Origin of the sequence: Chryseobacterium antibioticum (assembly GCF_012927325.1) — a bacterium.
In the GTDB taxonomy this organism is placed as follows: domain Bacteria; phylum Bacteroidota; class Bacteroidia; order Flavobacteriales; family Weeksellaceae; genus Chryseobacterium; species Chryseobacterium antibioticum.
This window is the reverse complement of the sequence record NZ_JABBGI010000011.1, coordinates 15,838-39,667: the sequence shown is the minus strand read 5'-3', so window position 1 is coordinate 39,667 and position 23,830 is coordinate 15,838. Positions and strand designations below refer to the sequence as shown.

General features: G+C 36.9%; 19 protein-coding genes. 7 read left to right on the top strand and 12 right to left on the bottom strand.

All coding sequences use genetic code 11. The features are described from left to right. Positions 1-77 precede the first annotated feature (77 nt). From HHL23_RS09945 to recQ, 7 genes are all read right to left on the bottom strand, one after another. The gene (locus HHL23_RS09945) at positions 78-902 is read right to left on the bottom strand and encodes a CvfB family protein (RefSeq protein WP_169234657.1); all 825 of its coding nucleotides are present in this window, start codon (positions 900-902) and stop codon (positions 78-80) included. Between the two features lie 517 nt (positions 903-1,419). Next, a complete protein-coding gene (gene lpdA / locus HHL23_RS09940) occupies positions 1,420-2,823 on the bottom strand; it encodes a dihydrolipoyl dehydrogenase (protein ID WP_169234656.1) in 1,404 nt (467 codons plus the stop codon). 125 nt (positions 2,824-2,948) lie between these two features. Continuing rightward, positions 2,949-3,275: a hypothetical protein gene (locus HHL23_RS09935; RefSeq protein WP_169234655.1), complete on the bottom strand. Its 327-nt coding sequence runs from the start codon at positions 3,273-3,275 to the stop codon at positions 2,949-2,951. A 139-nt stretch (positions 3,276-3,414) separates the two neighbouring features. Then, positions 3,415-3,765, bottom strand: a complete 351-nt coding sequence (locus HHL23_RS09930; protein WP_169234654.1) for a hypothetical protein — start codon at positions 3,763-3,765, stop codon at positions 3,415-3,417. A gap of 77 nt (positions 3,766-3,842) precedes the next feature. Next, a complete protein-coding gene (locus tag HHL23_RS09925) occupies positions 3,843-4,925 on the bottom strand; it encodes a glycosyltransferase (RefSeq protein ID WP_169234653.1) in 1,083 nt (360 codons plus the stop codon). Between the two features lie 9 nt (positions 4,926-4,934). Next, positions 4,935-5,474 (bottom strand): hypothetical protein, encoded by a 540-nt coding sequence (locus tag HHL23_RS09920; protein WP_169234652.1) that lies wholly within the window; start codon positions 5,472-5,474, stop codon positions 4,935-4,937. A gap of 2 nt (positions 5,475-5,476) precedes the next feature. Then, on the bottom strand, positions 5,477-7,681 hold the full coding sequence (recQ, locus tag HHL23_RS09915) for a DNA helicase RecQ (RefSeq protein ID WP_169234651.1): 2,205 nt from the start codon (positions 7,679-7,681) through the stop codon (positions 5,477-5,479). A 158-nt stretch (positions 7,682-7,839) separates the two neighbouring features. Between recQ and HHL23_RS09910 the strand changes: the two genes are divergently transcribed. From HHL23_RS09910 to HHL23_RS09890, 5 genes are all read left to right on the top strand, one after another. After that, entirely contained in the window at positions 7,840-8,799 is a 960-nt protein-coding gene (locus tag HHL23_RS09910; protein WP_169234650.1) for a KpsF/GutQ family sugar-phosphate isomerase, read from the top strand. Between the two features lie 222 nt (positions 8,800-9,021). Beyond that, positions 9,022-9,849 carry a twin-arginine translocase subunit TatC gene (gene tatC / locus HHL23_RS09905; RefSeq protein WP_169234649.1) on the top strand — a complete coding sequence of 276 codons (828 nt, stop codon included), beginning with the start codon at positions 9,022-9,024 and terminating at the stop codon, positions 9,847-9,849. Positions 9,850-10,322: 473 nt separating this feature from the next. After that, the gene (locus HHL23_RS09900) at positions 10,323-13,292 is read left to right on the top strand and encodes a reprolysin-like metallopeptidase (protein WP_169234648.1); all 2,970 of its coding nucleotides are present in this window, start codon (positions 10,323-10,325) and stop codon (positions 13,290-13,292) included. 171 nt (positions 13,293-13,463) lie between these two features. Then, the gene (locus tag HHL23_RS09895; protein WP_169234647.1) at positions 13,464-15,095 is read left to right on the top strand and encodes a M1 family metallopeptidase; all 1,632 of its coding nucleotides are present in this window, start codon (positions 13,464-13,466) and stop codon (positions 15,093-15,095) included. Positions 15,096-15,286: 191 nt separating this feature from the next. Further along, a complete protein-coding gene (locus HHL23_RS09890; RefSeq protein WP_169234646.1) occupies positions 15,287-17,143 on the top strand; it encodes a M61 family metallopeptidase in 1,857 nt (618 codons plus the stop codon). A 75-nt stretch (positions 17,144-17,218) separates the two neighbouring features. Here the strand turns inward: HHL23_RS09890 and blaIND are convergent, their stop codons facing one another. From blaIND to pepE, 4 genes are all read right to left on the bottom strand, one after another. Then, positions 17,219-17,938: an IND family subclass B1 metallo-beta-lactamase gene (blaIND, locus tag HHL23_RS09885; RefSeq protein WP_169234645.1), complete on the bottom strand. Its 720-nt coding sequence runs from the start codon at positions 17,936-17,938 to the stop codon at positions 17,219-17,221. A gap of 276 nt (positions 17,939-18,214) precedes the next feature. Further along, positions 18,215-19,369 carry a sensor histidine kinase gene (locus HHL23_RS09880; RefSeq protein ID WP_169234644.1) on the bottom strand — a complete coding sequence of 385 codons (1,155 nt, stop codon included), beginning with the start codon at positions 19,367-19,369 and terminating at the stop codon, positions 18,215-18,217. 8 nt (positions 19,370-19,377) lie between these two features. Beyond that, positions 19,378-20,748: a D-alanyl-D-alanine carboxypeptidase/D-alanyl-D-alanine endopeptidase gene (gene dacB, locus HHL23_RS09875; RefSeq protein ID WP_169234643.1), complete on the bottom strand. Its 1,371-nt coding sequence runs from the start codon at positions 20,746-20,748 to the stop codon at positions 19,378-19,380. Positions 20,749-20,910: 162 nt separating this feature from the next. Next, positions 20,911-21,603: a dipeptidase PepE gene (pepE, locus tag HHL23_RS09870; protein ID WP_169234642.1), complete on the bottom strand. Its 693-nt coding sequence runs from the start codon at positions 21,601-21,603 to the stop codon at positions 20,911-20,913. Positions 21,604-21,796: 193 nt separating this feature from the next. Between pepE and HHL23_RS09865 the strand changes: the two genes are divergently transcribed. Further along, on the top strand, positions 21,797-22,351 hold the full coding sequence (locus tag HHL23_RS09865; RefSeq protein ID WP_169234641.1) for a tetratricopeptide repeat protein: 555 nt from the start codon (positions 21,797-21,799) through the stop codon (positions 22,349-22,351). 60 nt (positions 22,352-22,411) lie between these two features. Here the strand turns inward: HHL23_RS09865 and HHL23_RS09860 are convergent, their stop codons facing one another. After that, on the bottom strand, positions 22,412-22,906 hold the full coding sequence (locus HHL23_RS09860) for a YdeI/OmpD-associated family protein (protein WP_169234640.1): 495 nt from the start codon (positions 22,904-22,906) through the stop codon (positions 22,412-22,414). Between the two features lie 223 nt (positions 22,907-23,129). Here HHL23_RS09860 and fsa point away from each other — a divergent pair, with 223 nt between their 5' ends. Next, entirely contained in the window at positions 23,130-23,783 is a 654-nt protein-coding gene (gene fsa, locus HHL23_RS09855) for a fructose-6-phosphate aldolase (protein WP_169234639.1), read from the top strand. Positions 23,784-23,830 lie beyond the last annotated feature (47 nt).

The window sequence follows — 23,830 nt, the reverse complement described above, 5'->3', positions numbered from 1 at the left end:
CCTACAGCGGATGTCTTCTGGTAAAGAACAGGGATTAAAAACAAAAACGAGCAGAAAATTCTGCTCGTTTTTTATTTTTATACTAATTTTATTTTATCATCTGAAATATCAACGATCTTATCTTTGTAAAGTCCACCGAGGGCCTTCTTAAAATTCTTTTTGCTCATCTGAAGCTCATCTTTGATCTCTTCAGGCGTAGACTTGTCTGAAAGATAAAGAAGTCCGTAGTTCTCTTCCAGTTTGTCCAGAATTTTCTGCTTGAATTCATCTACATTCTCAAAACCTTCAGACTGCAAAGAGATGTCGATCTTGCCATCTTCACGAATAGCCTTGATGTACCCTCCTTCTTCTGATAATGGATATAGTTTTTTAAATACATCCGATGTATACACAAGTCCAATGTACTTTTTGTTGATCACGACATTCCAGCCCAATTCGCTTTCATTCATCATAATCAGATCTACTTTTTCACCTTTTTCGAAAGGAAGATCCTGATATTGAGGGTTTCTTTTGAATTTTGTAGTTCCGGTGATCAGATCAAGAACTTCATCTACATAAAGATGAACTAAATATCTTTTACCTTCGAGGATTTTTGATTTCTGCTGTTTGTAAGGGATAAAAAGATCTTTAATAATTCCCCAGTCCATAAATGCACCGCTCGGAAGGCTCTGTACACAGCTCATTACGGCATACTCTCCTACTTCGGCCAATGGAATTTCAGTGGTCGCTTTTAATTTTCCGTCATCCTGATAGACAAAAACTTCAACATCATCATCAATTTCTTTATCATCACTGGTGAAAACCTTAGGCAAGAAAGCTTTTTCGCCTGATTCATCCACCAGGATCCATCCTGAATGATTTTTTTCTGAAATTTTTAAAGTCTGGGTTTTTCCGAGTTGCATTGAATATAAAATTAGCCACAAAGGTACGGAAAATTGAAGATTTTAAAACTACATATCCTATTTTACTACAAACTACAGCATTTTTCTGTTTCCAAACTGCTGATAAAGCCTTGTCCATCTCATCAAAAAATTACTAAAAAAACACCTCTCTCTTTTATCTTCTACTATTGCGCGACATTGAAATGAGCCTGAATATCTGTCAATTTCAAATCCGTTTTTTTTCCAATACATTGTCAGAAAGATGATGAAGCTTTTGCAAAAGTTCCAGTTTTCTGATACTTTCTTCCGGCATTTCAGCTCCAATTCGTTTTAAATTCAGCTCCAATTCGGGTTTCCATAATTCTGATATTTTAAATGTATTCTTATCCAAACATCGTGCTTGTTCACCGTTCAGAAAAGGACAAAAACAAAAATTACCAAGACAAATCAATCATTTTCTGTATTCACAAAAAAAGAGAAGCATTTTGCTTCTCTTTAATCTTTTATTATTTGAATTTTTAAATCTTTCAATTAAAAATTACATATGAATAGGTCTCTTACCCGTTGCATCCAATGCTGCTTCTTTAATAGCTTCAGCATAGGTTGGGTGAGCATGAGAACTTCTTGCGATATCTTCAGCACTTGCACGGAATTCCATAGCAATTACGCCTTCTGCGATAAGGTCAGCTGCTCTGGCTCCGATGATGTGCATTCCTAAAACTTCGTCAGTTTTTTCGTCTGCAATAATCTTCACTAGACCGTCGATATCACCACTTGCACGGCTTCTACCTAACGCTCTCATTGGGAAAGAACCTACTTTGTAAGCTACTCCTTCTTCTTTCAGCTGCTCTTCGGTTTTACCAACTCCAGCTACTTCAGGCCAAGTGTATACAACACCAGGAATAAGGTTGTAGTTGATGTGAGGTTTCTGACCAGCCAATTGTTCTGCAACCAAAACACCTTCTTCTTCAGCTTTGTGAGCAAGCATAGCTCCTTTGATAACATCACCGATAGCGTAGATGTTGGCAACGTTAGTCTGTAAGTGATCGTTTGTTTTCACTCTTCCTCTTTCGTCAAGTTCTACCCCTGCTTTTTCAAGAGCAAGACCGTCTGTGTAAGGTCTTCTTCCTACAGAAACTAAACAGTAGTCTCCTTCTACGGTTACTTCTTCTCCTTTTTTATCTTTAGCTGTGATCTTTACTGTATCTCCGTTTCTTTCAACAGCAGAAACAGCAGTAGAAAGCATAAACTTCATTCCCTGCTTCTTAAGAACTTTAGTCAATTCCTTGCTTAAAGCTCCGTCCATTCCCGGAATGATTTTATCCATGAATTCAACAACAGTTACCTGAGCGCCTAATCTTAAGTATACAGAACCTAATTCAAGACCGATAACTCCTCCTCCGATTACGACCAGATGTTTAGGAATTTCTTTAAGATTTAATGCTTCTGTAGAAGTGATCACTCTTTCTTTATCGATTGAAATAAAAGGTAAAGAAGACGGCTTGGAACCGGTTGCGATGATGGTATATTTAGATTCGATGGTTTCAGAAGAGCCGTCGTTTTTAGTTACTTTGATCTGAGTAGCAGATTCGAAGCTTCCCAATCCTTCAAAAACAGTGATTTTGTTTTTGCTCATCAGGTAGTTGATTCCATCTGTATTCTGTTTTACCACTTCGTTTTTACGCTCGATCATTCTTGCGATATCCGCTTGTGGCTCGTTGATAATGATTCCGTGACCTGCGAAATTGTGTTTCGCGTTTTCGAAATGCTCAGAGCTGTCTAAAAGCGCTTTTGACGGAATACACCCAACGTTAAGACAAGTTCCGCCTAAAGTTGAATATTTTTCAATAATTGCTGTTTTGAAACCTAACTGTGCCGCACGGATCGCAGCTACATAACCTCCAGGACCAGAACCGATTACGGTAACATCGAATTGACTCATGTTATTGTATGAATTTGTTTGTTATTATCTATCTTAATTCTCACAAATTTACTGATTAATTGCCACACCCCCAAGTGAGTTTTGTCAAGTTTATGTATGAATTTGGGATTTAAAAAAAACAAGTATTATCTATTTGCATTGATCCATATAATTACGGCAAGAAAAATCAAAGCAATTCCAATTTTAATCCCTCCTAAAGTCATCACTACTATTCCTGACAAAAGAACAACAGTGCCTACTATATATAATATGATGCTAATAATAGAACGATATTTATTTTTTTCTTTTAGGGTTTTCTGTTGATCAGCATGAATGTCTTTCATTACTTCATCTACATCTGCTTGATGATAACCTTCTTGAATAATGAGTCTATAAATATATTTTTCATTATAATTTTCAGCAAGATAACTTCTATACTTATTGTAAATTTCTTGTTTTAATTCGTTATTCATGGTTAAAAATTTCAGTATTTTAATTCATCTTAATCGTATTTTTCACTTTTATTAAAGACTTATACAACTACAAAAAATGAATCCTAAAATGGTTAATACAACTTATATTCTCATGTGCATCTTTACTTTATAACAGAGCTCATGCATCTACGCTCATTTTTCCTTGCCCAAAAGTTCCCGTACTTTCAAAAAACGATCCCCCATACACATACCATTCAAGACTTTCCAGATACTCCACTGCATTTTCAGGGGTGATCTGTGATCGATCTTTTTTCGAAACGATTCCTTTGTACCATCTTCCCGATTTAGAAAAATGCTCAAATTCAACAAAATAACGAATCCATATTCTTTGACAAAGTTTGCACTGTTGAATCGTTACTTCTGCATATCTTCCGTGAGTAGGGTCTACGCCTAATTCAGAACTTCTGTATTCAGTATAGTCCGAAGTCGGTTTTTCACAAGCACATCCAATTTTGGGGATTTTATTCATTGATGAATATTGATTTTAAATAAATTTAATGAAGGTCAAATGTAAAAAAATATGAAGCTATAACACAAATCTGGTCATTATTTATTTACCAGATCAATCAGAACCTTTTCATATTTATCCATAATAATGTCCTTTGAAAATCTTGACCTTATAGAATCTTTTATTCCATCACGGTTATAATTTCCCTGTAAAACTTTCATTATTTTTTGGGAGAAATCTTCATAGTCCTCAATATCCGCAACTTCCCCGTTCACCTGATGCTGGATGATCTCATTGATCCCTCCGGGACAGTTATTGGCGAGAGAATAGGTACCACAAGCTCCGGCTTCCAAAAGGACATTCGGAAATCCTTCATATCTTGAAGACAGAATAAAAAGATCGGCATATTTTAAAAACTGGTAAGGATTATCGTGTCTGCCATGAAAAATGACATTTTTTAACCCTAAAAAATCCTTCATCTGGAGCAATATATCTTTGTCTTTGCCATCGCCCAGAATATGAAGCATAATATTTTCATTTTTAAGTCTGGAAAAAACCTTCAGAAGATTATCAAAACCTTTTCTGGAAGAAAGATTTCCAATGGCTACTACATTTTTGTAATTGTATTTAAAACATTCCGGTTTGGGGGAATCTACCAGTTTTTCACTGATAAAATCAAAATCTACCGGGTTGTTTATTTTAACGATCTTCTTTTTCTTAATATTAAAATTGTCGATCAGATCATGCATCATATCATCGCTCTGTGCAATGATCTTCTGATAGTTATTGTAAAAATTATAGAAGAATTTAATTTCTTTTCGGGTAACATGCTGCGTCACCACATTGGTTTCCCGGGCAATAAATTTTGTTCTCGGAAAAAGTTTGATAAACATGGCCAGATAAGCATTAACTTCACCAAAACCCGAAAATACAATATCCGGTTTTCTGCGGTAAATTTCACCTAAAATAGGTTTTAGGGAATGTCTGATCCTTTCTGTATTGATATCTATGATTTCAACATCTTTTTTAAGAAAATTAAGATATCCGCCCTGTTTGCGGAGCAACAGGATCTTTGGTTCAAAACGGTCTCTGGAAAGATGATTGGCAATAGTGGTAACAATTCTTTCTGCACCACCGGTTTCCAGATCCGGCAGAATAAATATGACAGAAATTTTTTTCATCAGTTAAAGTTAGTAAAAAGTTTTATTAACCTTTAATTTTAAGTTTTCAAAGATGGGAATAATTTCGCTGATATTTTCAACACTTATAAAAGCATATTCATCTTCATGAAAATTCATCCCACTTCTTTTAAAAGAAAAAAGTTCATTATTTTTCCCAAAAATAGTTTCAGGTTCACCAAAAATAATATTTCCAAAAAATTTATTATTCATTTCAATATTAACCTGATCTATTTCTGTAAGCTTTTTTTCCTTGACAATTTCTTTAGTCAACTTTTCAGCAACAATAATTCTTTCGTTAGTAATGAGATAATAATTATCTCTCAAATCAAAATACCGTAAAACCCATCTAAAAAAAGCTACATAGAGCCCTGCTCCAAAAAATACTATTGCAAAAAAGAAAAAGAAGGACGTCATATTGATAAGAAGGATTGTAGATATTCCCAAATAAAAAAATGAAAACACTATTCTTATTTTTTCGGTCATATTAAAAAAGAAACTCTTCTTTGGAAGAATTTCTTTTAAAATTATTTCGTTGTTGTGTAAATCCATTTTTAGTTGGCCACGTCACTGATGAATTTTATTCTCAGCATTCTCACTTCCTCATCAGAAAGTTCATCTCCAAATTCATCAAGAAGCACTTTCATGCTGTCGCTTTCAGATTCGGTCATGAATTCCATAAAACCGTCTACGATATCTTCATCAAAATTATCTTCAATATAATAATCGATATTCAGCTTTGTACCCTGATAGACAATACTTTCCATTTCTTTCAGGAGCTCAGTCATGGAAAGATTTTTAGCTCTTGCAATATCTTCAAGATCGATCTTTTTGTCTGTACTCTGAATGATGAAAACTTTGTGACTGGATTTGTTAGCCACCTGCTTCAGTACCATATCCTGGGTACGTTCTATATGATTATCTTCAACGTAAGTTTTGATGAAATCTGCGAATTCTTTACCGTATTTTTTGGCCTTTCCTTCTCCTACTCCATATATTTTAGCAATTTCATCCAACGATATCGGATACTGTACCGTCATGTCTTCCAAACTTGGATCCATGAAAACCGTATATGGAGGAATACCGTGTTTTTTGGCTACTTTTTTTCTTAAATCTTTTAGTTGACTGAAAAGATTCTGATCCAGACCACTGCTGGCCTGCATTTGTACCTGCTCGCTCTCTGCTTTGGTCTGGCTGAGATCAAACTCCCTGTCTTCAGCAATCAGGAACGGTTCTTTAGATTCAAAATTTATATAATCCCTTGCCTTCTCGGACATTTTTAAAACACCGTAGGTTTCAATATCTTTCTGCAGAAATCCCTGAACTGTAGCTTGTCTTAAGATGGTTTTCCAGTAATTGTCTTTTTCTGCTTTTCCAAAACCAAAATAGGAAGTCTGTTCCAGTTTATATGATTTTGTCACTGCATTCTCTTTCCCTACAATGACAGAGATCAAATCTTTAGACTTGAATTTTTCTCCTGTATCTTTAATCAATTCCAGGGTTTTTGTAAGATCTGCCGTAGCATCTTTCAATTTCGGAGGATCGGAAGAATTGTCACACATATCTGCGCCATCCCCTTTCACCGGATCAAAATTTTCGCCGAAATAACACAGAATATATTGCCTTCTGCTCATGGAAGTTTCAGCATAGCCTACAACTTCATTCAAAAGCTGCAGCCCGATCTCTCTTTCGGAAACCGGTTTCTGTGCAAGGAATTTTTCAAGCTTTTCAATATCCTTTGGATCATAAAATGACAAACAATATCCTTCGCCGCCATCTCTTCCCGCTCTTCCCGTTTCCTGGTAATAGCTTTCAAGAGATTTAGGAAAATCGTAATGGATAACAAAACGTACATCCGGTTTATCGATTCCCATTCCGAATGCAATGGTAGCTACAATGACATCTACTTCTTCCATCAGGAATTTATCCTGATTGGCCACTCTTACTTTCTGATCGAGACCAGCATGATAAGGAAGCGCATTGATCCCGTTTACCTGCAATAGCTGGGCAAACTCTTCCACTTTTCTTCGGCTTAAACAGTATATGATCCCTGATTTCCCTTTGTGATGATTGATAAATCTCACAATTTCTTTGTCTACATTGACTTTTGGGCGTACCTCGTAATAGAGATTAGGGCGGTTGAAACTTTCTTTAAAAACCAGCGCATCAGTCATTCCCAAAGTTTTCTGAATATCATCCTGAACTTTTGGTGTTGCAGTAGCTGTCAAAGCGATTACCGGAACATCGGCAATCCTATCAATAATTGATTTCAGGTTCCGGTATTCCGGTCTGAAATCATGTCCCCATTCTGAGATACAGTGCGCTTCGTCAATAGCCACGAAAGAAATTTTCACTTCTTTCAGGAAATCCAGATAATCATCTTTGATCAATGATTCCGGAGCTACGTACAAAAGTTTGGTCTTGCCTCCTTTGATGTCGTCAAAGACCTGTTTTGTCTGTGTCTTGTTTAATGATGAATTTAAAACGTGTGCCACCCCGTCATCAGATGATAGACCATTTACGGCATCTACCTGATTCTTCATTAACGCTATTAAGGGCGAAACTACTATTGCCGTACCTTCTGAAATAAGTGCCGGAAGCTGGTAACATAATGATTTACCTCCTCCTGTTGGCATTAAGACAAATACATCCTTCCCACTAAGTAGGTTTTCTATGATTTGTTCCTGCTGGCCTTTAAATGTAGAAAACCCGAAATACTTTTTCAATTCGCCTGATAAATTGGCTTTTTTTTCGCTCATCTAATTTTCTATTGCTAAATTTGCATCCAACCCAAAGTTATAAAAATTCTGCTTAAAATAAAAGCGAACGAATTTATAAAAAATAAAACTTATATTAAATTTTCTTTTTTAAATATAACGTTTTTCAATGGATTTTTTGTATACCTTATACTAATTAAATGGAAAGAACCGACATTATTTCAATTGCCAAAAGCACTTTAGAGATAGAAATTGCAGAACTTGAAAAATTAAAGAACAGAATTGATGAGGATTTTGCCAAAGCTGTAGAGATCATTCATTCGGCAAAAGGGAAATTAATAGTTGTAGGAATCGGAAAATCTGCCCATGTAGGCAATAAAATTGTGGCTACTTTAAATTCTACAGGTACCCCGTCACAATTCTTGCATGCTTCAGAAGCAATCCACGGTGATCTTGGGGTGATTCAGAAGCAGGATGTTGTTTTATGCATCTCCAATTCCGGAAACTCGCCTGAAATAGCCAATCTGGTGCCTTATTTAAAGGACTACTCTTCGGCTCTGATCGGGATGACCGGAAATAAAAACAGTAAACTTGCTGAATTTTCCGAAATTGTTCTGGATACGCATGTAGATGTTGAAGCCTGCCCGAACAAACTGGCACCAACAAGTTCTACCACCATCCAAATGGCACTTGGAGATGCTATGGCTGTTGCCTTAATGGAACTTAATAATTTCAGAGAGAATGATTTTGCAAAATTCCATCCGGGAGGAAGCTTAGGAAAGAATCTTGTTTCTAAAGTAGACCAGTTCTTATCACCCAAGAAGCCTCAGGTAGATGAAAATGCACCGGTAAGGGATGTTATTATCTCAATCAGCGCATCAAGCCACGGAATCACGGTAGTAACTTATGAGGAAAAGATCATCGGAGTGATCACGGACGGAGATTTGAGAAGAATGTTGATGAAGGGAGATGATATCACTAAAGTTCAGGCCAAAGACATCATGTCTGCCAACCCTAAAACCATTGAAAGCGATACGCTGGCAAAAGAGGCGATGAAAATTCTTAAGGAAAACAATATCGGCCAGCTTATTGTCACAGAAAACGGAAAATATTCAGGAATCATAGATCTTCATACATTATTAGACGAAGGAATCAACTAAACCTGCTCGAAGACATTTCTCATTGATAACAATAAATCTTCAGACGGTATCTTTCAAAATACCGTCTGTTTTTTTCTGAAAATCAAACATAAATGTACTTCCCCTATAAACTTAAATAAAATCCTCCCCAATAATTCTAAATACTGATTATTATTTCATAATTTCGCAAACTTAAACAGCTTCACTCTGACGAGTTTACTATTTTAGATAGACTGTAATTATATGGACGAAAAAAAAGAAATGTCCTTTTTGGGGCATATTGGAGAATTAAGAAGTCATCTTGTTCGCTCAATTATTGCTATTATAATTGTTGCTTTTGCCGTAGGATTCAATATTAACTGGATCATGGACCATATCTTTTTTGGACCTACAAGAAATGATTTTCCAACTTTCAGGGTAGTCAACCATTTTTCAAGAATGCTTTTAGGAGAAGATAGTATTCATCTTCCCAAAGAATTTCCGGTTCGTGTACAAAGACTTTACCAACAGTTCAACGTTATGATGGCGGTTTCCGTTTTTGGAGGTATTGTAGGAGCTTTTCCTTATATTGTATGGGAGTTATGGAGATTTATCGGGCCAGCTCTTCATCCTAAGGAAAGAAAAAACTCTATCTTTATTATCAATGCGGTATGGATTCTTTTTATGACCGGAGTTTTATGCGGTTATTTCCTAATCCTTCCGTTTGCCGTTAATTTCGGTGTTATTTTCAAAATTTCAGACATTATCATTCCGCTTTATGATTTAAGCGATTATACAACTCTGTTTTTACAGGTTATTTTAGGGATGGGCATTATTTTCCTGTTCCCCATTCTTATCTATTTCCTTACCAGCATAGGGATACTAACGCCGATGTTCATGAAAACCTATCGCCGTCATGCTATTGTTCTGATCATGGTTGTTGCTGCGATCATCACACCTGCAGATGTTTTAAGTATGATTATGGCTGCTTTTCCACTGCTTATTCTTTATGAATTCAGCATCATCATGTGTACTTTCACGTACAAAAAAGTACAGAGAAATGCAGCCAATCTTCCGGTAGTTCAAAAATAAAAGACGAAAAAGGGAAAATAACGATTTGCCTATCCGTAAAATGTAAAGACCGTACGGTCTGATCTTTCTATACTTTTTAGGGTGTAAAGCTTGCTATGCAGTTCAGTTAAAATCAGTCTCTTGAAACGTGAAGTAAGAAATTACTCTTGACGATAAAAGTATTTATATTTTTCAGGTTTTGTTAAGAGTAACAGGATCCGCTCAGATTTATCTCTCTCCTGTTATTTCAATTTTTTTAGTTTATTGGATACGATGAACTTAGCTGTATCCATGAATGCATCCTTGTAAGATTCAAACAATAATTTCATTTAGAAAAATCACAATCCATAAAAAATACTAAAAACCACATTAAAGCTCAAAAATACTACTCTCTCTCACCTAATGTTATAATATAATTTGTTATTTAATAACAAATTAAGGATTGTATTAAGGTTAATTTATTTTATATTTGCTTTCGCGAAATAAATAATATTATGAAAAAGAGAATTATTCTTGTGTGCGCTTTGGCTTCAAGCTTGATAGGCCTGCAGGCACAAAACTGGGAACCCGTATCCCAAAAAGTGGCTCCGATAAGGAAGGAAGTCAATGTATTGTATGCCTATAAGGTAGATTTAAACTCTCTGAGAGGTCTTTTAAGAGATGCTCCTGAAGCAGGACAAGGTCGCGCCCCTGTCATTATTTCTTTACCTACAACAGATGGAAAAATTGAAAGATTTTCTGTTTACAGTTCGCCAGTAGTGGAAAAATCTATGGCAGACCGATATGAACTGGGAGCTTATTCAGGGGTTAGCGTAGATAATCCTCATAAGCAAATCAGATTCAGTACAGCTCCAAATGATTTCCAGTCAATGATTTTTGACGCAGTTACCGGAAAATATGAGTTTATTGAACCTATCAATAAAGAAAAGAATGTATACGGTGTATTTTTAAAATCCAATAAACCACAAGGCGGAAATCCATTTGAATGTAAAACATCTGAGCCTGAACATTCAAAAAAGGAAATGTCCAAATTATTACAATCTAAGAATGTTCTAAACGGCCTTGGAGGGACTCATAAAAGTAACGACCAAAAATACAGAACTTACAGATTAGCGATCTCTGTAAATGCAGAATATACGCAGTTAGCAGGAGGTGTTGCTGGTGCAGCAACCCGTATTAATGCTACAATGACGAGAGTAAATGGGGTATTCGAAAAAGATTTCGGCATCCATATGAATGTTCTTGATCTTCCGCAGCTGATTTTCACAAATGCTGCAACTGACCCATATTCTGATGTAATTCAAAATCCAAATGGTACTTATAGTGCACCTGGCGCATGGAATCTGCAGGTTCAGCAGACAATCACTGCAGCCATAGGAAATACAGGTTATGATATCGGGCATTTCTTCGGACACAGAGGTGGCGGCGGAAGTGCAGGAGATGTTGGAAATGTATGTAGAAATCCGGCAAACAATAATGATGACACTTCAAAAGGAGCCGGAATTACTTCTCCTTTTATTGTAGACCAGCCTTTTGGAGATACTTATGATATAGATTTTGTAGCTCATGAAATCGGACACCAATTTGGAGGCAACCATACAATGTCTGTTGCTTTACACGGTGCGCACATGGAACCTGGATCTGGCTCAACTATTATGGGCTATGCCGGTATAGTTGCCGGTGCCAATGTTCAAATGAATTCCGATGCTTATTTCCATATCAAAAACATTGAGGAAGTACAGGCTTATGTGGATTCTCAGGAATGTGGAACAACGACTACCATTACCAATAATACGCCTCCTACCATTCAGCCTCTTGCCAGTAAAGCAGTACCAAAAGGAACAGCATTTGTATTAACGGCTTCTGCTGCTGACGCACAAAATGATCCTATGACCTATACATGGGAACAATATGATCTTGCGGCCTCTACTTTTGGACCTGTAAGTGCCACCCGCAAAAATGGAGCTAATTTCAGATCTTTGATGCCGACAGTATCTCCTACCAGATATTTCCCTCTTCTTTCCACGGTTCTTAACGGTTCTGTGTCAAATATTGCAGGCTGGGAAACTGTTTCTACTGTTCCAAGAGGAATGAGATTCAAAGTAACAGTAAGAGATAACAACCCTGATATCACCAAACAACAGACTCAAAGTGAAAGAGTAAATCTGGAAATAGGAAATGAAGGACCATTCAAAGTAACTTCAACGACTGTCTATAATAATACACCTGGAGCTATTACGTGGGATGTTGTCAACACCAACAACAATACTTATAACGTACAGAATGTTAAAATTGATTACACGACAGATAACGGAGCAACGTGGACAGTAGTCACTCCATCTACTCCTAATGACGGAGCGGAGCCGTTTATGTTCTCTTCTCTTACAACAGGTGCCAATGTGAAGATCAGAGTAAGTGCTATCGGTAATGTATTCTATGCTATCGGAAGTGCTACAGTAAGTGCAAGTGCAGGAGCCTGCTCTACGGCAGAACCTACAGGAATCACTGTTTCAGGAATCACTATGTCTTCTGCCAATATTAACTGGGAAGCGCTTCAGGGCGGACAGTATACAATAAGATACAGAAAGGTAGGTGCCCCTACATGGACTTCAGCTACCATTAACGCTAACTCTTCTTTCGTTTCCGGACTTGACAACAGTACTCAGTATGAATATCAGATCGCTAATATTTGTGGATCTACAACAGGAACATTCTCTACACCAAGTAATTTCACAACACTAGGCTATACGTTGTGTACAAACAATACCGCAAATGCGGGAGATGAATTTATTTCAAATGTTACGGTAACTCCTTCCGGAGGAACTGCTATGTCAAATACCAGTGTAGGTTCACCGTATACAAGTTATACTACAGATCCTTCAAAACTGATCACCCTTACACAGGGAGCTTCCGGTAATACAGTAAGCATTACTAAAGGATGGACAGCTGCTACGTACGACGAAGGTGTTACTGCATGGATCGACTTCAACAGAGACGGAAATTTCTCCGATTCTGAAATCATCCATACCAGCGCTCCAAATGCTGTTACACCTGTTTCAGCAACATTCACTGTACCGGCAGATGCTTATGCAGGAACTGCCAATACAACGATGAGAGTGGTATTAACCTATGAAGACCAGCCAACCAGCGGATGTTCTAACTTCCAATATGGAGAAGTTGAAGATTATGCGGTAAAAATTCTTCCTCAGGCATTAGGTACCAGTGACGTAGTAAAAGACAATACAACGGTGCAGATTTACCCTAATCCAGCTTATGATGTACTGAATGTAACCAACATTTCTTCTAAAGCACAGTTCAGTATTTTCAATATGGCAGGACAGGCTGTAATGAACGGTACTGTTGCAGGTCAGAAAATTCCTGTATCAAAACTAAGTACAGGAGTATATGTCATTACTATTGAAGATAAAGGAACAGTTTCAAAACTGAAATTCATTAAGAAATAATCCTTTTATTTTTATACAATCACAGCCCGGTTTTTACCGGGCTTTTTTATTCTATTGGATAATCGCGATTTCTCTTCTACTGATGAACACATCAGTTTTATATTTTTTTCACGGAACACTCCATGGTGCCATTAATTTTTCTATTTTTGAAAGAATTTAATTTGATTTTAAATGAAAAAGCTGACATATACACTTTTATTCGCTTCGGGGTTGGTCTTCGGGCAGTTCTTTGAAAAAGATAAGGTTTTTACCAAACAGGATACTTTAAAAGGCTCTGACACCTCATTTAGAAACTTTTGGGATGTCAAAAAATATGATCTTTCAGTAGAACCTGATTTTAACCAGAAAAGCATTAAAGGGTATAACAAGATCAGCTTTGAAATTACAAAAGACATTACGGATCCTGTTTTCCAGATCGACCTGCAAAAGCCCATGAAGGCAGATAAGGTTGAAGGCGACTTTCCAATTGCCACCTATAAGCAGGATGGTGATTTTATCTTTGTGACTGCAAAGAAGAAGTTCAAAAAAGGAGAAAAATATACTCTGAATGTAACGTATTCCGGAAACCCCCTAATCGCTAAAAATGCACCCTGGGACGGAGGCTGGGTTTTCACTAAAGATGAAAAAGGAAATCCGTGGATGAGTGTTGCCGATGAAGGAATCGGAGCATCAATCTGGTTGCCGACAAAAGATATCTGGAGCGATGAACCTGAGAATGGAATCATCATGAAAATCATTACTCCGAATGACCTTGTAGGGGTAGGAAACGGAAGACTGACCGATAAAAAGACGGAAGGCGGTAAAACAGCTTATACCTGGGAAGTGAAAAACGCGATTAACGCCTACTCTATTATTCCGAATATTGGTAAATACGTTAATTTCAAAGATATCTTTAACGGAGAAAAAGGAAAACTGGACCTGGATTACTGGGTCATAGACTATAATCTGGAAAAAGCCAAGAAACAGTTTCAGCAGGTAAAACCTATGCTTTCTGCCTTTGAATACTGGTTCGGACCTTATCCTTTCTATGAAGATTCATATAAACTGGTAGATTCTCCTTATCTGGGAATGGAACACCAAAGTAATGTAGCATACGGAAATGGCTATGTGAACGGTTACCGTGGTTCAGACCTTTCGGGAACGGGTGTAGGCCTTAACTGGGATTATATTATTATTCATGAAAGCGGCCATGAATGGTTTGCCAACAATATTACAGCCAAAGATCAGGCAGATATGTGGATTCATGAGAGCTTTACGATGTATTCTGAAGTGCTTTTCACAGAAAAATATATAGATAAAAAGTCTGCTGACCGTTATGCCATAGGAATTCGTAGAAACATTGACAATGATGTTCCTATCATCGGAAAGTATGGAGTAAGAAATGAAGGCAGTGGCGATATGTATCCAAAGGGAGCCAGCATGCTTCACACAATAAGACAGATCATCAATAATGATGAAAAATTCAGAAAGATTTTAAGAGGACTGAACAAAGACTTTTATCATCAGACGGTTACTACGAAACAGATTGAAGATTATATGTCATCAAAATCAGGAATTGATCTGTCGAGTATATTCAATCAATATTTAAGAACAGTAAAGGTCCCAACTCTTGAGTATACTCAAAATGGAGAATCTTTAAAATTCCGATATACAGATAGTATTAAAGATCTTAAGCTTCCCATCATCATTGACGGAAATCAAACCATCAATCCTACAGAAAGCTGGCAGACTGTAAAACTTAAAAAGAACAGTCCGGTAGAGTTTAATAAGAACTATTATATCAATTATCAAGAAGTTCAGTAAAGCTAAAAGGCAAATTCGTTACATACGGATTTGCTTTTTTTATTTTCCTCTAAACCCTGATAAATCGCTTTTCAAATGGGCCTATCATTAAATCAATACTATTTCCTTAAAAATTTTAAGAAAAGTTTAATATTCCTATCCGTAACAAATTGTTCAAAAAAACTACTATTTAACTATAAAATTTAAACCTAATGAGAAAAACAGTAATCAGCTTGGGTCTTTTCGCCGCTTTTTTAGCGAATGCCCAATCTATAAAGACAACGATTGATCTTGTGAACGTAAAAGACGACAAGGTAGCCGTTACTATGGAGTTTCCGAAAATGAAATCCGGAGACATCAAATTTCATTTTCCCAAAACGGTTCCCGGTACCTATTCTGTAGATGACTACGGAAGATTCGTGGAAGGAATCAAGTTTTACGATAATAAAGGGAGAGAACTGACGTATACGAAAGTCAATGAGAATACGTATTCATTAAAAAACGCTAAGGATTTAACCAAAGTTACCTATCTGGTTAATGACAGTTTTGATGATGAAATAGACAATTCAAAACATAAAGCTGTATTTTCTCCGTCAGGAACTGATATCGAACAGGGAAAAGTATATATGGTGAATACCCACGGTTTCATTGGATATATTGACAATATGCAGGATGTTCCGTATCAGCTGATCATTCAGAAACCAGCAGGTTTCTATGGCACAACAGCTTTGGTAGATCAGGATAAATCTGATGCCACTGATACTTTCACACTCGCTAATTATGCTAAAGTAACGGATTCTCCACTGATGTATACCAAACCGGATTATATCACCTTCAATGCCGGAGGAATGGATCTGGTATTGGGCGTTTATTCTCCAACTGGAAAGTACAAAGCTGCAGATTTTAAAGACAATCTTGAAAAAATGGTATTGGCCCAGAAGAAATTTCTTGGCGATATGAATACCAATAAAAAATATGCGATCATGCTTTACCTTTCAGGAGGTGACGGACCGCAAATTAAAGGTTTCGGAGCATTGGAACATCATGAATCAACAAGTGTAGTGCTTCCTGAAATGATGCCTAAAGAAGCCATTGACAAAACAATTACAGACGTGGTTTCTCACGAATTTTTCCACACGGTGAATCCTTTGAAAACACATTCTGAAGAGATCCATTATTTTGATTATGCAGATCCCAAAATGTCTCAACACCTTTGGATGTATGAGGGTGGAACAGAATATTTTGCGAATCTTTTCCAGATCCAGGAAGGTTTGATCAATAAAGATGAATTCCTACAAAGAATCACTGAAAAGATAACCAATTCAAAGAATTACGATGATACAATGCCGTTTACAGTGATGAGTAAGAATATCCTGAAAGACGAATATAAAGATCAGTACAGAAATGTTTATGAAAAAGGGACATTGCTGACTATGTGTCTGGATATTGAGCTGAGAAAGCTGTCTAATGGAGAAATGGGCTACCGTGATATGATCAGAAAATTATCTCAGAGATTCGGAGAGAATAAACCTTTCAAAGATGACAAACTGATTGATGAACTAGTAACAGTAACGGGATATCCTCAGGTAAAGGATTTCTATAACAAATATATTGCAGGAAACCAACCGACACCTTATGCCGAATACCTGAATATGGTAGGCGTAGAAGCGAAGAAGAAAGATACACCGCCTCTTTTCTGGTTCATCAAAGATCCAAATCAGACTGGTTATAACGATAAGAATAACACTTTTGTATTTGATGAAAGCTCTGCCTTATCGCCTTTTGCCAAAAGTATAGGATTTAAAATCACTGACGAAATTGTTGCTCTGGACGGAAAAACAATCAATGTTCAAAATATGCAGGAGTTTATCAGTTATGCTAAATCAATTAAGGAAGGTCAAAATGTTACGGTTACCATTCTTAGAAAAAATGGCGACAAAACAGATAAAATAGACCTTAAGGGAAAAGCTGTTTTAGATAAAATGACGATTGAAAGTCTGCAGTATAAAACAAACCCAACCCCGGCAGAACAGAAACTGCAGAATCAGTGGCTGACTGGGAAGAAATAATGAGGAGTGTAAAATTAATAGGTAATAAAAAAGCGGAGAAAATTTTCTCCGCTTTTTGTTTTTTTATCTTCTGATTTAATGATTTAAAAGCTCAAGGGTGTGTTTCACATGATCGTTCCCTTTCCATTCGTCATGGCCCGGGATTACTTTGGCACTGGCTGGGTATTTAGCTTTTAGTTTTTTCATTGTCAATGGCCATTCTTTGACATTCGCCTCTCCTGTATAACCAAGATCGGTTGCACTCATACTTTTGACTAAACATCCGCCATCTAACACATTATATTTAGGAAACCACACGACCACATTATCTACAGTGTGACCTTCACCAAGGAAGTCTACCGTAAACTCTTCCCCTCCTATTTTATACTTCTTTCCAACTTTTATTATTTTATTTGAAATGGCTTTCCCTTCCTTTTTCAATAATTCATTGGTTTTAGAAGTCGCGTAGGTACTAATTCCTTTATTGTTGTAAAAGCTCAGATCTCCGGCACGGTCGGCATGTGAATGCGTTGCAAATACCGCAATTACTGGTAAATCATGTCGCTTTTTTATGGTGTCCATAAGGCTTTGATATTGGGATTTCTGCCATGGGACATCAAACAACACAACCCCTTTCTTTGTAACCAGGTAAAGAGCATTCGTTGAATATTCTCTGCCATCAAAAACACCAAATGTTTTGTATAGATACAGTTTCTTACCAAGAGGTGGCTCAATGACAAAATCCCTTACTTGTGCGCTAAAAAAATTAATTAAGAATAAAAACAACATAACTAAAACTTTGATACTTTTTCTCATTATTACATAATATTTGATTGATAATCTTAAGTAGAAATTACTTAAGCAAAGATTACTTAAGTATAGATTAATAATATAAAAAATTTGGAATATTTTCCGGCTTGGAAGAAGGACAAAGGTATTTATAATTTGTGTAAACTGATATAAATTAAACAGATTTAACTATTTTTAATAGAACCAATCGTTTAAGTAGCTGTTCCATTGTATCCTGTAAAAAAGACAGGATTTGTATGGTAAGAGTAAAGAATTTGAAATACAAGTTTAAACAAACTAATCTTAAGATTTCCTGATCGTTATTCTGAATGTTGTTCCTTTTCCCACTTCTGTCTGGGAAATTTTAATATCGCCGTTGTGGTATTCGTGAATCACTCTTCTCGCCAGGGAAAGCCCAAGCCCCCATCCTCTTTTTTTCGTGGAATAACCAGGTTTAAAAGCATTTCTTGCCTGCTGTTTGGTCATTCCGCTTCCGGAATCTTTTACTTCTATCAAAAGGTTCTTATTTCTTTCAAAAACAGACATTTGCAATGTTCCCTCTCCTTTCATCGCATCCACTGCATTTTTCACTAAGTTTTCGATTACCCAGCTCATCAGGATCTTATTGTGAGGAACTAAAACGGCATAGGTTGGAAGATGCAGGCTGAAATCTATTTTCTTTGAGATCCTTGTTTTTAAATAGTCATAATTCTGTACAATAGTCTCATTGAAATTCAGATCATTCAGCTCAGGAATGGATCCTATTTTTGAAAAACGTTCAGAAATGGTTCTCAACCTTTCTATGTCTTTTTCAATTTCATAAATGCCTTCAGACTCAGGGGTTTCAAGTTTCATGATCTCCATCCAGCCAATCATAGAAGACAGGGGCGTTCCGATCTGATGGGCCGTTTCTTTGGCCAGTCCGGCCCAGAGATACCCTTCATCAGTTTTCTTGATGGTTCTCAGAAACCAGAATGAAAACAGGAAATAGCATAAAATAAAAAATCCTAATATAAAAGGTGAATACCGCAAATCATTCAGCAACTTCGAGTTATCATAATACACAAACTGGTTGTTCCTGTTAGAGAACTTTAATTCAATAGGAGGATAATTCTTTCCCATCTTTTTAGCCAGTTCGACAATTTTTTTTGAATCATTTTCAATTTCCTGGGGAATATTTTTATGTTCAATCGGACGGTCCTCCTTATCTAAAATAATCACTGGAATCGTTGTATTGGAACTGTAAATCTGAAGGACCAATGCCTGGATTTCAAGACTGGGTGTGGTGACTTCCTGCTGAAATTTCAAAGCACTCACCAAAATGTCTACTCTTTTAATCTCTTCCTTACGGAGAAAATTGATCAGGATAGTTGATGCCACCACAATAGTGACAACCACCAAAGTCATCAGTAAAAATATGATCCAGTTATTCAGTCTGGAAAGTATGGATTTCCTCAAAGTTGTTTTTATTTTAAGACATTCAAAATTTTCTGCAGTTCTGTACTTCCACTTCCCTGATAGTTATTAATGATAATTGAAAATACATATTTTTTTCCATCTTTGGCCGTGTGGTATCCTGCAAAAGATTTGGTATCCCTCATGGTTCCGCTTTTCATCTTCATTCCGTTATCCTGAACGGGAAAACCATCATAATAAGCATCAAACCAGCCTTGCTTTTTCGCATACAATAAGGCCTGAACTTGTGCTTTGGCAGCTACATAATTTTGAGGAGAAAGTCCGCTTCCATCAGCAAAATTGATCATATTCGGGTTGATTCCTTTTGATTTCCAGAAATCTTTCAAATAAGCAACTCCACTTTTAAAACTGGAATTTCCTTTCTTTTCTTTTCCTAGGGTTTTAATTAAAGTTTCTCCATAAAGATTGACACTTTTCCTTAAAAACCAATAGACAATTTTATCCAAAGTTGGCGACTGATACGTAAGAATTACATTTTTCGGAGCTCCCGGCACCTGCTTTCCTTCCAATTCAAGTTGTGAACTTGTGATTGCTTTTCCTGAGATTTCAATCCCTGATTCTTTAAGCCATTGCTTAGCTTCGGTTCCAAGCTGAAGCGGCGGATTGGGCAAAGCACCGGAAACCGTCACTGTTTTTCCAGCAGGAAGTGTTCCATTGATTAAAGCTACATCAGAATGAGGAGCCGTAAAAATAAGGCTCTGGTCAGAATTACCTCCTGTTTTCAAGTCATTCAGCCATTTTATATTGTCAATCGGATAGGAAAAGCCTTTAAACTCGGTCCCATTGATATTGATATCAAACTGATTTTCTCTCCAGTTAATTCCCCAGACTCCCGCTCCGTAATAATTACCCAGATCATCCCACGGCCATCCTCCCGGAATGGTCTGGTGGTCAAAATAAGAATCGTCGATCACCAGATTACCTGAAATCTTAGTAATTCCCGCGTTTTTAAGGGCTTCAATGAATTTCTTCTTGAAACTTTCCGGCTTATAGGCCTCGTAACGCCAGCTTCCCAAGGTGGGATCACCGTTTGAAGTAATGATCAGATCTCCATTCAAAACTCCTGAAGATATATTTCCGGAATAACCCGCTGTTGTTTTAAACGTATATTCTTTTCCCAGAGTTTCAAGCGCTGCTCCTGCAGTGAATATTTTCTGGGTAGACGCTGTTGAAAGACCTTTATTTCCCTGATATTCGTATATAAATGTCCCGTTTTCATCCGCAACATAAAACGATAAACCGGATGAAACAGCGCCCGAAGAATCCATAAGATCTTTGGTTGCTTTATCCAGCTTCTGCGCCATGTTCTGGGCAGATAATATCTGAACCGACAGGACAAGAACTGCAAGTGTTTTTTTCATTGACATGTTTTTATAGATCTAAACTTCACCAATAGGCTTCGATTCCGCTCAGCATGACACTTCTGATATCTGAATGCTCTTTTGCACCATCATACTGATCATAGGTGAAGCATCCGTTATTCAATTGCCTGATCAAATATAGTAAAAATAAGAGCTTGCGATCTAAAGAGCACTACCAGCCTCTATTTCGTAAGGTTCTTTGTCTTTTTCAAAGATTCTGGTTAGCTCGCTGCCTTCCACGGTAATGGTATTTCCAATTCTTCTGATCCAGTTTCCTTCACGAAGGCCAATTACTTTCGTATCATTCTGAGTCAGGAATTCTTTGATCCTGGTTTCTCTGGTTTCCCCGTTGTGTTTCAAATCAGGGTTTGGATCAAGATAATGCGGATTGAGATTGAACGGCACAAGTCCCATACATTCGAAGCTTGGCGGATACACGATAGGCATATCGTTCGTCGTTTTCATATTCTGACCTCCGATATTACTTCCGGCGCTGCATCCCAAATAAGCTTTTCCGGTTTCAACATTCTCTTTAAGTACAGCCATCAGGCCTTCTTCATGTAAAGTTTTTACCAGTAAAAATGTATTTCCGCCACCTGTAAAGTATCCTTTGGCAGTATGTAAAGCTTCTGTTTTGTTTTCAAATTCATGAAGACCTTTCACCTTAATATGGATGCTTTCAAAAAAAGAACGGGCCTTCGCTGTGTAATCGTCATGGGAAATTCCTCCTGGTCTGGCGAAAGGAACGAAGATGATTTCATCAATTCCTTTATAGAGCTGTATTAATTCTTCTCTTAAGTATTCCAGATATTCTCCACCAAAAATAGTGGATGTTGAGGCTAATATGATATTCATACAAGGAAATTATATGGGGTTAAAAAAAAGTTGAGTGACAAAGATAAACTCAAACATCAACGAATCAAAAATTAAGCTAAAAAAAAACATGTATCCGTTAATATTTTCTAAAAAAACTTAAAGCTTCTAAAATTTGAGCCTTTGTGGAATTATAATTGAACTTCAATCTATAGAATTTTAAAAATGTAAGATTATGAAAATGACTAAAATTAATATCAAAAGCCTTTTTGCAGGGTTGATACTTGTAGGAAGTGTAGGTTTTGTTAGTGCACAAACGACTCAAACAGATACCACAACCACTACAGCTGCTACAGTTCAGGCAGGAAGTAATCCAACAATCGACGCTCTTAAAAAACAAATTGAGACCAATCCTAAAGATACAGAATCATTGGCAAAATTGGCTGCAGCCTATCAGGAAGCATCAGACTGGACCAATGCAATTGATACGTGGAAAAAAATATCTGCCTTATTACCGGATTGGGCTCCATCTTATTACAGTCAGGCCTATGCCTACCAATCGGCTAAAGATGATGCCAATGCAAAACTTGCTTATGAAAAGTATATTGCTACTGTAAAACCTGAAGAGGTTGAGCAAAATAAGAAAAATCTGGCATACGCGTATTTCTATGTTGCCTTCGCAGAACAGCAAAGTGATCCTGCTAAAGCAAAAGAACACATCGCCAAATCTATACAGTACGACCCTACCAACCAGGACGCTGTAAAATTAAGTAAAGCTTTAAATTCATAAAGAAAATAAAATCCGGAAAAAATTTTCCGGATTTTATTTTTATCTATTGATCTTGATCATCTATTTTTCATTAATTCTTTTACCAAAAAAATCGGTTTCACCCTGAAGATGACGGATGATCTTTTCAATATTCCTTTCTATACTGGCATCTGTTTTCAGGTTATTGATATACCGGACCAGTTCATGCCTTCTGGAGGGGATCAGGTTTTCAAAATTCTTCATTGCATCAGGGCTCGCTTTAATAGCCAGGTCCAGTTTGGGATGAATGGAAATACTTCTATCCGAATCATCATACTCTATTGAAATTTCAATGGTTTCCCCTATTCTTTTGGGAGAATTTTTCAGCATCATCAGGTTGATATACAATCGCCATTCTCCTAAATATTTCATTAAATTTTGTTTGAATTCTTTCCCGTTCACCGTTCCCTTAACAGGAATAGGGCTTTTATCCTTCCCTGCTGCCGTGAAAATTTCACTTAAAATCTCTTCAGGCACGAAAACAAAAGGATTAATTCCAATAATTTCAAGTAGGGCTGTAAAACTGTTGGTTTTCATTGTGAATACAATTACGTGTTAGGTGTTAGGTGTTAGGTGTTAGGTGTTAGGTGTTAGGTGTTAGGCAAATTTATAAATTATCTGTTGATTTATATAACTAACTACTCCATCTTCCTTCTAACTTCTAACTTCTAACTTCTAACTTCTAACTTCTACCCAAAATTAAAATTTTCCACTCACAAAGGGAATCGTTATCTTTGCAGGAATAAATCTATCGAACAAAATGAAATTTTTTATTGACACAGCTAATTTAGAACAGATTAAAGAAGCAAGAGACCTTGGAATTTTAGATGGTGTAACCACTAACCCTTCATTAATGGCAAAAGAAGGAATTCAAGGGAATGAGGCGATCAAGAATCATTACAAAACGATTTGTGAGCTTGTAGACGGAGATATTTCTGCTGAAGTACTTTCCACTACCTACGAAGAAATGATCAAAGAAGGGGAAGAATTGGCAGCAATCCACCCGAATATCGTAGTAAAGATCCCAATGATCAAAGACGGGATCAAAGCATTAAAATATTTCTCTGATAAAGGGATCAAAACGAACTGTACCCTTATTTTCTCTGCAGGACAGGCACTTTTAGCAGCTAAAGCAGGGGCTAGTTATGTTTCTCCTTTCTTGGGAAGATTAGATGATATCTCAACAGACGGACTAGGTCTTATTCAGGAGATCAGATTAATTTTCGATAACTATATGTATGGCACGGAGATCTTAGCTGCATCTATCCGTCATTCTATGCACATCATCGACTGTGCTAAAATCGGGGCAGATGTGATCACGTCTCCACTTCCTCCGATCTTGAGCTTATTAAAGCATCCTTTAACAGACAGCGGACTGGCTCAGTTTATTGCAGATTCTCAGAAATTAGCTTAATCATCAACAGCTATTTTAAATATAAAAATCCCGAAACTTTCGTTTCG